Origin of the sequence: Pseudomonas sp. GD04058, assembly GCF_029836855.1 — a bacterium.
GTDB lineage: Bacteria > Pseudomonadota > Gammaproteobacteria > Pseudomonadales > Pseudomonadaceae > Aquipseudomonas > Aquipseudomonas bharatica.
Map to the genome: position 1 here is coordinate 1 of NZ_JAOECN010000047.1, position 13656 is coordinate 13656.

The following is a 13656-nucleotide window of genomic DNA, read 5'->3' on the forward strand; positions in this document are numbered from 1 at the left end:
TAGTCAGCCGGAGTCTCCAGCAGTATCGCCCGGAAATCCCCAAGCGGCAGTGGCCGGCTATGCAGGTATCCCTGATAAAGGAAACATCCCTGCCGTTCGAGAAACTCCAGCTGTTCTGAAAGCTCCACGCCTTCCGCTATCACCGTCAGATCCAGGCTGCGCGCCATCGCCACAATGGCCCGAACGATCTCCGCATCGTTGGAGTCCAGCGGTGCATCGCGGACGAACGACTGGTCGATCTTCAGGGTATCCACCGGCAAGCGCTTGAGGTAGGTCAGCGATGAATAGCCGGTGCCGAAGTCATCCATGGCGAATCCTACCCCCAGGGCCTTCAGCTCGCGCATCTTGCTGATCGTGTCTTCCAGGTTCTGGATCACGATCCCTTCGGTAATCTCCAGCTTGAGCATGCGGTAGGGCAGGCGATAGTCATCCAGGCTGCGCCGCACGCGCTGGACGAAGTCGTTCTGGCGGAACTGACGGGGGCTGATGTTCACGCACAGGCTGAAATCCTCGGCATCGATCAATCGGTCCTGGAGCATATGCGAGCAGGCATCGCAGGCCTCATCGAGAATCCAGTTGCCTACCTCGAGGATCAGCCCGCTTTCCTCCAGCACTTGGATGAACTGCGCCGGCGGCTGCTGGCCAAGCAGCGGGTGGTGCCAGCGCAGCAGCACCTCGGCGCCGACGATGCGGTTGTCGCGGGCGTCCACCTGGGGCTGGAAGTGCAGGGCCAGTTCGCCGCGGGTCAAAGCCAGGCGCAGGTCGCTCTCCATGCGCAGGCGCTCGCTTGCAGCCTTTTGCATGGTGGTGTGGAACAGTTGGGTGGTGTTGCGGCCTGAATCCTTGGCCCGGTACAGGGCGATATCGGCGCGCTTGAGCAGGTCGGCCGGGGTAGAGCCGTGGTCGGGAATCAATGCCACGCCGATGCTCGGGGTCACCTGCAGGCGCTGGCCGTCCAGGGACATGGGCTCGGCGAGCAACTGGCGCAGGGTATCGGCCAGTTCCTGGACCTGCGCAGTCACTTCCTCGCGGCTGCCCTGCAGGCCGCTGAGCAGCACCACGAACTCGTCGCCGCCCAGGCGCGCCACGGTGTCTTCCAGGCGCACGCTGGCTTCCAGGCGTGCGGTGATGATTTTCAGCACCGTATCGCCCACCGGATGACCCAGCGAGTCGTTGATGTGCTTGAAGTGGTCAAGATCCAGGAACAGCAGGGCGCCGCGCAGGTTGTGGCGCTTGAGCAGGGCGATCTGCTGGCTCAGGCGATCCATCAGCAGGGCGCGGTTGGGCAGGTTGGTCAGCGGATCGTGGTAGGCCAGGTGGCGAATCTGCGCCTGGGCGTTCTTCAGCTGGCTGACATCCCGGGCGGTCAGCAGCAGGCAGGCGGTCTCGTTGAGGGTAATCGGCTCCACCGAAACCTCCAGCGTCAGCAGCTCGCCGCTCTTGCTGCGCCCGAGCATTTCCCGGTGATGCACACGCTCGCGCTGTTGCAGCTCGGTCACCAGCATGTCGTGCTGCTTGTCGTCGGCCCAGAAACCGATCTGGCCGGCGGTGCGCCCGAGCACCTCGCCGGCACTGTAGCCGGTCAGGCGGCAGAAACCGTCGTTGACCTCCAGGTAGCGCCCGGTCTGCAGTTCGCTAATGCTTATGGCGTCGGGGCTGGAGTGGAAGGCCTTGGCGAACTTTTCCTCGCTGGCCTTGAGCGCCGCCTCGGCGCGCTGCTGCTGGGTGATATCGCGCAGGGTGGTAACGCTGCAGGTCTGGTTGTCGACCTTGATCAGGCGGCTGGAAATCACGCAGGTCAGGGCGTGGCCGTTCTTGTGGTTGACCACCACGGCCACATTGTTCAGCGCCTGGTCGCGGATGACCTGTTCGATACGCTTGGCCCGTTCCGAGGACTCCGACCACAGGCCGATTTCCTCGGCGCTATGGCCCAGTACCTGTTCGGCGCTCCAGCCGAAGGTCTGGGTAAAGGCCGGATTGATCTCGATGAACTGGCCGTTGTCCTGGCGGGTGACGCAGATCGGGTCGGGACTGACCTGGAACAGGCTGGCAAATTTCTCTTCGGAGGCCATCAGGCGCTGCTCGCGTTCCACCTGGTCGGTGATATCGAGCAGGGTTCCGGCCATGCGCAGCGGGTTGCCCTGCTCGTCGCGATACAGCCGGGCGCGGCTTTCCAGATAGCGCGAGTTGCCGTTTTCCAGCTGGATCCGGTAGGTGATCTGGTAATTGCCCGCCGGGCCCTCGCGCAGGCTGCGGTAAGCCTGGCGCATGCTGGAGCGCTCGTCTTCCGGAACCCCTTCGAAGAATGCCTCGAAGGATTCATGGAAGGGCACCGGGTCAAGACCGTGCAACTGCGCGGCGCGAGCCGAGCCGTAGAGCATGCCGCTGGGAATGTGCCAGTCCCAGGTGCCCAGTTGTGCCGAATCCAGGGCCAGGTCGAGGCGCTCCTGGCTGTCCTTGAGCGCCGCTTCGCGCTCACGCTGGGCGGTAATTTCGCGGATCACCCCGACCATCTGCGGCCGGCCGTCCTTGTCGTGGGTCAGGCTGCCGCTGATTTCCAGCCAGTGCAGGGTGCCGTCGGGCCAGCGGATGCGGTGGCGCATCGCCTGCTCCTGCGGCTCGCCGGCCACCACCGCATAAAAGGCCTGCACGGTGCGTTCGCGATCTTCCGGCGGCAGCAGGTCCAGGTAGTCGAGGTCCTTGGGCAGCGGCTGGCGCGGGTCGTAGCCGAACAGCGCCTGGGTACCGCGGGACCAGCTGATGCGTCCGGTCTCGACGTCCCAGAACCAGGCGCCGAGACGGGCGCCGTTAAGCGCCGCCAGCAGTTGCGGGGCGTTCTCCCAGGTCTGTTCCGACTCCTGGGGATCGGCGGCGAGGATACGCGGAAGGCGGGGAAGACGAGGTGTAGTGGGCATCGATTACCAGACCTTTGGCGAATACGCTTCCTTGGTACTGGCCTGCCCGTTGCGGCGGGCGGCCTCAGGGGTTTCTCGCATGGCTGTCGAGCAGTGCCATAAAGGCTCTGGCTGCATTCGATAACGTTCGTTCCGTATGAAGAATGTAGCCTAGCTGGCGAGAGAGCTGTATGCCGGGCAAGCTGATGGAAGCCACCTGCTCGTCGAGCATGGTTCGCGGCAGCACGCTCCAGGCCAGGCCGATAGATACCATCATCTTGATGGTTTCCAGATAATTGGTGCTCATGGCGATGTTCGGCGTCAGGCCCCGGGCCTCGAACAGGCGCTGGACGATATGGTGGGTAAAGGTGTTGCCGCCAGGGAAAACCGCCGGGTGATGGGCGATATCTTCCAGACCGGCGGCAGCCTTGCGGGCCAGCGGATGCTCGGGGGCGACCACGAAATCCAGCGGGTCGTCCCAGACCGGCACCGCGCGCACCAGGCCATGGGGTTCCGGCGCCAGGGTGATGACCGCGATTTCCGCGCGACCATGAAGGATTTCCTCGTAGGCCACTTCCGAGTCGAGGAACTGGATATCCAGGGCTACGGCCGGGTACTGCCGGGTAAAGGCCCGCAGCAGCGGTGGCAGGCGGTGCAGGCCGATGTGATGGCTGGTCGCCAGGGTCAGGCGTCCGCTGACCTCGCCCGTCAGGTTGGTCAGGGCGCGGCGGGTATCGTCCAGCACGTTGATGATCTGGTAGGCCCGGGGCAGCAGGGCGCGGCCGGCCTCGGTCAGGCTGACCTCGCGGCCGAGGCGGTCGAACAGGCGAACGTCCAGTTGCTGTTCGAGGCCGGCTATGCGCTTGCTGATCGCCGGCTGGGTCAAGTGCAGGCGTTCGCCGGCCCCGGAAAAGCTGCCGGTTTCGGCAATCGCGATAAAGGCGTTGAGGTTGGCCAGGTCCATCTTTTCGGATTCCCTTTGGTTATCCAAAGCATAAAAATTATGAATTTGAGTTATCCAATCTAACCCCATACCATCAGCCGTACAAGCCAAGGGGTTATTGGCATAGAAAGACTGATGAGGAACGCCTGATGGCCGGCAAAACGCTTTACGACAAGCTCTGGGATTCGCATTTGGTCAAGCAGCGCGACGATGGCTCGGCGCTGATCTACATCGACCGTCACATCATCCACGAAGTGACCTCGCCGCAAGCCTTCGAAGGCCTGCGCCTGGCGAATCGCAAACCTTGGCGCATCGATGCCAACATCGCCACTCCCGACCACAACGTGCCGACCACGCCCGAGCGCAAGGGCGGTATCGACGCCATCGTCGACCAGGTGTCGCGCCTGCAGGTGCAGACCCTCGACGAGAACTGCGACGAGTACGGCATCACCGAATTCAAGATGAACGACGTGCGCCAGGGCATCGTCCACGTCATCAGCCCGGAGCAGGGCGCAACCCTGCCGGGCATGACCGTGGTCTGCGGTGACTCGCACACCTCGACCCACGGCGCCTTCGGTGCCCTGGCCCACGGCATCGGTACCTCCGAGGTCGAGCACGTGCTCGCCACCCAGTGCCTGGTCGCCAAGAAGATGAAGAACATGCTGGTGCGCGTCGAAGGCGTATTGCCGGTGGGCGTTACCGCCAAGGACATCGTCCTCGCCGTGATCGGCAAGATCGGCACTGCGGGCGGCAACGGCCATGCCATCGAGTTCGCCGGCAGCGCCATCCGCGACCTGTCCATCGAAGGCCGCATGACCATCTGCAACATGTCCATCGAGGCTGGCGCCCGTGTCGGCCTGGTGGCCACCGATGCGAAGACCGTCGAATACGTGAAGGGCCGGCCGTACGCGCCGAAGGGCGAGCAATGGGAACAGGCCGTCGAAGCCTGGAAAGACCTGGTGTCCGACGAGGACGCGGTGTTCGACACCGTGGTCGAGCTGGACGCTGCGCAGATCAAGCCGCAGGTCAGCTGGGGTACCTCCCCGGAAATGGTCCTGGCGGTCGATCAGCGTGTGCCGGATCCGGCTGCCGAGGCCGACCTGGTCAAGCGTGGCTCCATCGAGCGCGCCTTGAAATACATGGGCCTGAGCGCCAATCAGGCGATCACCGATATCCAGCTGGACCGCGTGTTCATCGGTTCCTGCACCAACTCGCGGATCGAAGACCTGCGCGCCGCGGCGGAAATCGCCAAGGGCCGCAAGGTGGCCGCGACCATCAAGCAGGCCATCGTGGTACCGGGCTCCGGCCTGGTGAAGGAGCAGGCCGAGAAGGAAGGCCTGGACAGGATCTTCCTCGAAGCCGGCTTCGAATGGCGTGAACCGGGCTGCTCCATGTGCTTGGCCATGAACCCGGACCGCCTGGAGAGCGGCGAGCACTGCGCGTCCACCTCCAACCGGAACTTCGAAGGTCGCCAGGGTGCCGGTGGTCGTACCCACCTGGTCAGCCCGGCCATGGCCGCCGCCGCCGCCGTTACCGGCCGTTTCATCGATGTACGCGAGTTGATCCAAGGGAGCGCAGCATGAAAGCCTTTACCCAGCACACCGGCCTCGTTGCCCCACTGGACCGTGCCAACGTCGACACCGACCAGATCATTCCCAAGCAGTTTTTGAAATCGATCAAGCGCACCGGTTTCGGTCCGAACCTGTTCGATGAATGGCGCTACCTGGATGTCGGCCAGCCGTACCAGGACAACAGCAAGCGTCCGAAAAACCCGGACTTCGTGCTCAACCACGACCGCTACCAGGGCGCCAGCGTGCTGCTGGCCCGTGAGAACTTCGGCTGCGGTTCGAGCCGCGAGCATGCCCCGTGGGCACTGGAAGAGTACGGTTTCCGCAGCATCATCGCGCCGAGCTATGCCGACATCTTCTTCAATAACAGCTTCAAGAACGGCCTGCTGCCGATCATCCTCAGCGACGCGGAAGTCGATGAACTGTTCAAGCAGGTCGAGGCCGCCCCGGGCTACCAGCTGACCATCGACCTGCAGGCGCAGACCGTGACCCGTCCCGACGGCAAGGTGCTGAACTTCGAGATCGACGCGTTCCGCAAGCACTGCCTGCTCAACGGCCTCGACGACATCGGCCTGACCCTGCAGGACAGCGATGCCATCGCCGCCTTCGAAGCTCGTCACCGCGCCAGCCAGCCATGGTTGTTCCGCGACGCCAAATGATGTGTTGAACCCATCGCTGGCAAGCCAGCTCCCACAGGACCGCTGAACCTGTGGGAGCTGGCTTGCCAGCGATAGGGCCCTGGAGACGAGAAGATGACCAGCAGCAGCCACAAGGACGTTGTCCAGCGCCAGTTCGGCGACCAGGCCAGCGCCTACCTCAGCAGTGCCGTGCACGCCCAGGGCACTGAATTCGCGTTGCTCCAGGCCGAGCTGGCCGGGCACCAACATGCCCGCGTCCTCGACCTGGGTTGCGGCGCCGGGCATGTTAGCTTTCACGTGGCGCCCCTGGTCGCCGAGGTGGTGGCCTATGACCTGTCGCAACAGATGCTCGACGTGGTTGCCGCCAGCGCTGCCGACCGCGGCCTGGACAACATCGTCACCGAGCGCGGTACCGCCGAGCGCCTGCCGTTCGCCGACGCCTCGTTCGACTTCGTCTTCAGCCGCTACTCCGCGCATCACTGGAGCGACCTCGGCCTGGCCCTGCGCGAAGTGCGCCGGGTACTCAAGCCAGGTGGCGTGGCCGCCTTCGTCGATGTCATGTCGCCGGGCAGCCCGTTGCTGGATACCTACCTGCAGACCGTCGAAGTCCTCCGTGACACCAGCCACGTCCGCGACTATTCCGCCGCCGAATGGCTGCGCCAGGTCAGCGAGGCCGGCCTGCGCGTGCGCAGCCATGCCCGCCAGAGCCTGCGCCTGGAATGGACTTCCTGGGTCGAGCGCATGCGCACGCCGGAGGCCATGCGCGCCGCCATCCTGCAATTGCAGCAAGCGATGGGCGAAGAAGTACGGCAGTATTACCGGATCGAAGCCGATGGTTCCTTCAGTACCGATGTCCTGGTGCTCTGGGCCGAACGCTGAAATCCAGCAGATATTTACCGGCGCGCCACCTCGGCGCGCCGCTTGATTCGAGATAGAGGAAAGCATGAGCAAGCAGATTCTGATTCTCCCGGGTGACGGTATCGGTCCTGAAATCACCGCCGAGGCCGTCAAGGTGCTGGAGCTGGCCAACGACAAGTTCCAGCTCGGCTTCGCCCTGGAGCATGACGTGATCGGCGGCGCCGCCATCGACAAGCACGGCGTACCGCTGGCCGACGAGACCCTGGAACGTGCACGCAAGGCCGACGCCGTGCTGCTGGGCGCCGTGGGCGGGCCGAAGTGGGACAAGATCGAGCGCGACATCCGTCCGGAGCGCGGCCTGCTGAAGATCCGTTCGCAACTGGGCCTGTTCGCCAACCTGCGCCCTGCGATCCTCTACCCGCAACTGGCCGACGCCTCGTCGCTCAAGCGTGAAATCGTCTCCGGCCTGGACATCCTGATCGTCCGCGAGCTGACCGGCGGTATCTACTTCGGCGCCCCGCGCGGCACCCGCGAGCTGGAAAACGGCGAGCGCCAGTCCTACGACACCCTGCCGTACAGCGAAAGCGAGATCCGCCGCATCGCCCGTGTCGGCTTCGACATGGCCCGGGTGCGCGGCAAGAAACTGTGCTCGGTGGACAAGGCCAACGTCCTGGCCTCCAGCCAGCTGTGGCGCGAAGTGGTCGAGGAAGTGGCCAAGGACTATCCGGACGTCGAACTCAGCCACATGTACGTCGACAACGCCGCCATGCAGCTGGTCCGCGCACCGAAGCAGTTCGACGTGATGGTCACCGACAACATGTTCGGCGACATCCTGTCGGATGAGGCTTCCATGCTCACCGGTTCCATCGGCATGCTGCCATCGGCCTCGCTGGATGCCCACAACAAGGGCATGTACGAGCCATGCCACGGCTCCGCGCCGGACATCGCCGGCCAGGGCATCGCCAACCCGCTGGCGACCATCCTCTCGGTATCGATGATGCTGCGCTACAGCTTCAACCAGCACGGCGCCGCCGATGCCATCGAGAAAGCGGTGAGCCTGGTCCTCGACCAGGGCCTGCGTACCGGCGACATCTGGTCCGAAGGTTGCACCAAGGTCGGTACGCAGCAAATGGGCGACGCAGTAGTCGCAGCGCTGCGGAATCTGTAATCTCTCTGGCCCGCTGCCGAAACCACAACAGGGCAGCGGCCCACTTTTAGCGAAGGTGTAGTTGCGATGAAACGTGTAGGTCTGATCGGTTGGCGCGGAATGGTCGGTTCCGTGCTCATGCAGCGGATGCTCGAGGAGCAGGATTTCGATCTCATCGAGCCGGTGTTCTTCACCACCTCCAACGTCGGTGGCCAGGGCCCTGCAGTGGGCAAGGACATTGCTCCGCTGAAGGATGCCTACAGCATCGACGAACTCAAGACCCTGGACGTGATCCTGACCTGCCAGGGCGGCGACTACACCAACGAAGTCTTCCCCAAGCTGCGCGAAGCCGGCTGGCAGGGCTACTGGATCGACGCCGCCTCGTCCCTGCGCATGCAGGATGACGCGGTCATCGTCCTCGACCCGGTCAACCGCAAGGTCATCGACCAGCAGCTCGATGCCGGTACCAAGAACTACATCGGCGGCAACTGCACCGTCAGCCTGATGCTGATGGGCCTGGGCGGCCTGTTCGAAGCCGGCCTGGTCGAGTGGATGAGCGCCATGACCTACCAGGCGGCTTCCGGCGCCGGCGCACAGAACATGCGCGAGCTGATCCGCCAGATGGGCGCGACCAACGCCGCCGTGGCCGATGACCTGGCCAACCCGGCCAGCGCCATCCTCGACATCGACCGCAAGGTCGCCGAAACCATGCGCAGCGAGGCCTACCCGACCGAAAACTTCGGTGTACCGCTGGCCGGCAGCCTGATCCCGTGGATCGACAAGGAACTGCCGAACGGCCAGAGCCGCGAAGAGTGGAAGGCCCAGGCCGAGACCAACAAGATCCTCGGCCGCTTCAAGAGCCCGATCCCGGTGGACGGCATCTGCGTGCGTATCGGCGCCATGCGCTGCCACAGCCAGGCGCTGACCATCAAGCTGAACAAGGACGTGCCGCTGGCCGACATCGAAGGCCTGATCAGCCAGCACAACCCTTGGGTGAAACTGGTGCCGAACCAGCGCGAGATCAGCATCAAGGAGCTGACCCCGACCAACGTCACCGGCACCCTGAACATCCCGGTGGGTCGCCTGCGCAAGCTGAACATGGGCTCCCAGTACCTGGGCGCGTTCACCGTTGGCGACCAGTTGCTGTGGGGCGCCGCCGAGCCGCTGCGCCGCATGCTGCGGATCCTGCTGGAGCGTTGATCGCCTTGCGGTAACCGGAAAACCCGTGCTGGTGACAGCGCGGGTTTTTTGTTTTCGTACAAATCAAAGTAAAGTGCCGCTCCCCAGAATTCGCGGGGCCCGCAATCGCTGGCAAGCCAGCTCCCACAGGGACCGAGTACACCGCTAAACCTGTGGTTGACCGAAAAACCCAGGGGTTTGTGTCAGGCACAAATTCCATGATCAGCCCGTAACCCTGTGGGAGCTGGCTTGCCAGCGATGAGGCCCTCAAGGCCAGAGGAAATTCCAGATGACCCAACCCATCGACATCGCCGTGATCGGCGCCACCGGCACCGTCGGCGAAACCCTGGTGCAGATCCTCGAGGAACGCGATTTCCCGGTCGGCACCCTGTACCTGCTGGCCAGCAACGAATCCGCCGGCAGCGCCGTGAGCTTCCGCGGCAAGAACCTGCGCACCCGGGAAGTCGATGAGTTCGACTTCACGAAGGTTCGCCTGGCCTTCTTCGCCGCCGGCCCGGCCGTGACCCTGAGCTTCGCACCCCGCGCCCAGGCCGCTGGCTGCACGGTGATCGACCTGTCCGGCGCCTTGCCTGCCGAGCAGGCCCCCGCCGTGGTTCCCGAAGCCAACCCCCAGGTGCTGGACACCCTGAAAGCCCCGGCAACCCTGCACAGTCCAAGCGCCGCAGCCGTTGCCCTGGCCGTCGTGCTCGCGCCGCTGAAACACCTCGTCGACCTGCAGCGCGTCACCGTGACCGCCTGCCTCGCCGTGTCCGCCCAGGGGCGCGAAGCCGTCAGCGAGCTGGCCCGGCAGACTGCCGAACTGCTCAATGCCCGGCCGCTGGAGCCGCGGTTCTTCGACCGGCAGATAGCCTTCAACCTGCTTGCCCAGGTCGGCCCGAGCGACGAACAGGGGCATGGTGTGCTGGAGCGCCGCCTGGTTCGTGAGTTGCGTGAACTGCTCGACCTGCCTTTACTCAAGATTTCAGTCACCTGCGTTCAAGTCCCGGTGTTTTTTGGCGATAGCTACACTGTGAGCCTGAACGCCAGCGAAGCGGTGGACCTGGCGGCGGTGAACCAGGCGCTGGACACTGCGCCAGGTGTCGAGCTGGTGCAGGACGAAGGGGATTTCCCGACGCCGGTCGGCGATGCAGTGGGCCAGGACGTGGTGTATGTCGGGCGGGTGCGTGGCGGAATCGACGAGCCGCAGCAACTGGACCTCTGGCTGACCACCGACAACGTGCGCAAGGGTGCCGCTTTGAATGCCGTGCAACTGGCTGAATTGTTGATAAAAGACCTTGTGTAAAAGATACTTGGCGACACTTTGCATAGTGACCATTAACGTTCGCACGCAAGTTGCCTAGCGGTTCGGTAATAAGCCTCACGGCGGTTCTTCAGTTCTTCTCGGTTCCCGGGGACGCTTCAAAACAAAGGATGAGGTCATGCTTCGAATTCGCAAACTGGTATTAGCAATAGCCGCAGCGTCGGCGCTGTCTTCCGGTATGGCGCATGCCCTCGGGCTTGGCGAACTGACCCTCAAGTCAGCGCAGAACCAGCCCCTCGATGCCGAGATCGAACTACTCGACGTGCGTGACCTGAGCGCCGCCGACGTCCAGCCGAGCCTGGCTCCGGCGGAAGAATTCGCCAAGGCCGGCGTCGAGCGCCCGGCGTTCCTCAACGACCTGACCTTCACCCCGGTGCTCAACCCGGCAGGCAAGAGCGTGCTGAAAGTCACCTCCAGCCAGCCGCTGCCAGAGCCGATGGTCAAGTTCCTGGTCCAGGTGATGTGGCCGCAAGGCCGTCTGCTGCGCGACTACAGCGTATTGCTCGACCCTTCCCGGTTCTCCCCGCAGGCGGCCCAGGCCGCTGCCGGCGTGACGCCGGCGGTCAGCGCTCCGGCCAATTACACCACGGTGCGCCGCGACACCCTCTGGGAGATCGCCGCGCGTTCGCGCCAGGGTGGCTCAGTGCAGCAGGCCATGCTGGCGATCCAGGCATTGAATCCGGACGCCTTCATCAACGGCAACATCAACCAGTTAAAGACCGGCCAGGTCCTGCGCATGCCGGACCAACAGCAGATCCAGGCCATTCCCCAGGCCCAGGCCTTGAAAGAGGTCAACGAACAGAACATTGCATGGCGCGAAGGCCGCCGCCTTGGCCCCCAGGCCCGCCAGCTCGACGCCACCCGCCGCAACGCCGCCCAGCCCGCGCCGTCGCGCATTGCCCAGCAGGACAACCTGAAACTGGTTGCCGCCGGAAACGACAAGGCGCTGAGCGACAAGCTCGCGACGACCCAGGAAAACCTCGATGCCAGCCGTCGTGAAAGCGATGAGCTGAAAAGTCGCGTCTCCGATCTGCAAAGCCAGCTGGACAAGCTGCAACGGCTGATCGACCTGAAGAACGACCAGCTCGCCCGCCTCGAAGCCCAGGGCAGCGCCCCGGCCGCCCCGGTGGCCGCAGCGCCGGTGATCGACGCGCAACTGCAGGCCAATCCGGCCCCGGCCGCCGAGCCGGTGGTGACTCCGCCTCCGGCAGCGGTCGATACCGCCCCCGAGCAGGACACCGCGCCTGCCGATGCCCAGGCGGCGGGGCAGGGCAGCACGGCGCTCGACGGCATTCTTGGCAACCCGCTGCTGCTGGCGCTGATCGCCGGCTCGGCGCTGCTGGTACTGCTGCTCTTGCTGCTGTTGCTGGCACGCAAGCGCAAGGCCCGGCAGGAAGCGGAAAAACACATGCGCATGGCCCGCGCACTGGCCGAAGAAAACGAACTGGGTCTTGACCGCGAGCTGCCGCAAAGCAGTTTCGACGGCCTCGATGTGGTGCCGCCGACCGTCACCCTGGCGCCGGCCGTGGTCGCGGCCTCCGCCGCTGCCGCCACCGCCGCCGAGCAGGTCAGCGAGCCGCGGGTCGCCGAGCCCGAGCCGCAGCCGAAAGCCGATCCGTTCATGGCCGAGATCGACGATTGCATCGCCCACGGCCGCCTGATGCAGGCTTCCAACCTGCTGGAACCGGCGGTGGAGAAATTCCCGCAGCGCAGCGACCTGCGTCTCAAGCTGATGGAAGTCTATGCCCATCAGGGCGACCGTACCGGCTTCGTCATGCAGGAGCGCCAGCTCCAGGCCAATCCGCAGAACCTGGCGGCGGTCGAATCGCTCAAGAGCCGTTTCCCCAACATGCTCGCCGTGGCTGCGGTCGCTGCCGCAGCGGCTGGCGGTGCTGCCGTGGCCAGTGGCCTGGACGAGAAGTTCGTCGAAGAACTGATGTCGGAAGAGCCGCAGCCCGAGTCGGATGACCTGCCTGCCGATGATGACCTCGACAGCGCCTTCGACCTGAGCCTCGACGATCTGGACGGCCTGGACCTGGAAGCCCCGGCCGACCAGGCTGCGGTACAGGCCAGCGAGCAGGTACAGGAGCCGGTACAGGAGCAACCGTCAGCCGAGCCGCCGTCGCTGGACGACCTGGATTTCGACACCCTGCTGCAGGACAACCCGGAAGCACCCCGCGCCGAGGCTCCACAGCCCGAGGCGGATGCCGACGCGTTCGCCGACCTGGACTTCGACAGCCTGCTGGAAGAGCAGACGGCCGCCCAGGCTGCTGCAAGTGCGCCGCAAGCCGACCCGGAGCCGGAGCCGCCGGTGGTAGACGACCTGGACTTCGACAGCCTGCTGCAGGAGCACACCGCAGCCCAGGCCGTCGAACCGCAGCCGGAAGCCGGGCAGGCAGCAGAGCCCGAGCCGGAGCAACCTGTCGCCAGCGATGACGATGTGGATTTCGACGCCCTGTTCCAGGGCTACGCCGTTACCGAACCGCAAGCGCCGGCGCAGCCTGAAGCCGAATCCGGACTGACTGCCAGCGCCGACGATATCGACTTCGATGCCCTGCTCGACGAGCACACCAAGGCGCAGTCCGATACCAGCGCCGACCTGGCCGACTTCGACCTCAGCGTCCCGGATGAAACCCCGACCGTCGCTACCGAAAATCGCCCGCCGCTGGATATCGAAGCGGAACTGGCGGCCTTCGACAACGACCTGGGCCTTGAGGCCGACCTGCCGCCGCTGGAGCTGCCGGACGACTTCGACCTGTCCCTGCCGGGCGAGGACGATACCGCGTCGAAGAACTTCGCCGCCGAGCTGGATAACGTCAACGCCGAACTGGACAAGCTCTCTGCCAGCCTGGAAACGCCGTCGCTGGAACCGCATTTCACCGCCGAGGACGCCGCCAGCCTGCCGGACGAAGGCGACTTCGATTACCTGGCCGGCACCGACGAGGTCGCCACCAAGCTCGACCTGGCCCGGGCCTACATCGACATGGGTGACCATGACGGCGCCCGCGACATCCTCGACGAGGTCAACAAGGAAGGCGACCAGGCCCAGCGCCGCGAAGCCGCCGAGTTGCGCTCGAAGCTGGCCTGATCCGCCAGGCAGTACCACCA

Annotated in this window: 9 protein-coding genes; 7 read left to right on the forward strand and 2 right to left on the reverse strand. The window is 64.8% G+C overall.

The window, feature by feature from the left end; all coding sequences use genetic code 11:
• On the reverse strand, positions 1 to 2915 hold a 2915-nt coding region (locus N7650_RS24795; protein ID WP_279900464.1), incomplete at its 3' end, for a GGDEF domain-containing phosphodiesterase.
• A 64-nt stretch (positions 2916 to 2979) separates the two neighbouring features.
• Entirely contained in the window at positions 2980 to 3858 is an 879-nt protein-coding gene (locus N7650_RS24800; RefSeq protein ID WP_009403088.1) for a LysR family transcriptional regulator, read from the reverse strand.
• Between the two features lie 128 nt (positions 3859 to 3986).
• Here N7650_RS24800 and leuC point away from each other — a divergent pair, with 128 nt between their 5' ends.
• The 7 genes from leuC (at position 3987) to N7650_RS24835 (ending at position 13636) form a co-directional block, all read left to right on the forward strand.
• Entirely contained in the window at positions 3987 to 5420 is a 1434-nt protein-coding gene (leuC, locus tag N7650_RS24805; RefSeq protein WP_009403089.1) for a 3-isopropylmalate dehydratase large subunit, read from the forward strand.
• A complete protein-coding gene (leuD, locus tag N7650_RS24810) occupies positions 5417 to 6064 on the forward strand; it encodes a 3-isopropylmalate dehydratase small subunit (RefSeq protein ID WP_009403090.1) in 648 nt (215 codons plus the stop codon). The genes leuC and leuD overlap by 4 nt, the downstream gene beginning before the upstream one ends.
• A gap of 93 nt (positions 6065 to 6157) precedes the next feature.
• A complete protein-coding gene (locus tag N7650_RS24815; protein ID WP_009403091.1) occupies positions 6158 to 6922 on the forward strand; it encodes a class I SAM-dependent methyltransferase in 765 nt (254 codons plus the stop codon).
• 64 nt (positions 6923 to 6986) lie between these two features.
• On the forward strand, positions 6987 to 8069 hold the full coding sequence (gene leuB / locus N7650_RS24820) for a 3-isopropylmalate dehydrogenase (protein WP_009403092.1): 1083 nt from the start codon (positions 6987 to 6989) through the stop codon (positions 8067 to 8069).
• Positions 8070 to 8135: 66 nt separating this feature from the next.
• Positions 8136 to 9248 carry an aspartate-semialdehyde dehydrogenase gene (gene asd / locus N7650_RS24825; RefSeq protein ID WP_279900467.1) on the forward strand — a complete coding sequence of 371 codons (1113 nt, stop codon included), beginning with the start codon at positions 8136 to 8138 and terminating at the stop codon, positions 9246 to 9248.
• A 268-nt stretch (positions 9249 to 9516) separates the two neighbouring features.
• Entirely contained in the window at positions 9517 to 10530 is a 1014-nt protein-coding gene (locus tag N7650_RS24830) for an aspartate-semialdehyde dehydrogenase (RefSeq protein ID WP_009403094.1), read from the forward strand.
• A gap of 136 nt (positions 10531 to 10666) precedes the next feature.
• Positions 10667 to 13636, forward strand: coding sequence for a FimV/HubP family polar landmark protein (locus tag N7650_RS24835; protein WP_279900469.1), 2970 nt, complete (start codon positions 10667 to 10669; stop codon positions 13634 to 13636).
• Positions 13637 to 13656 lie beyond the last annotated feature (20 nt).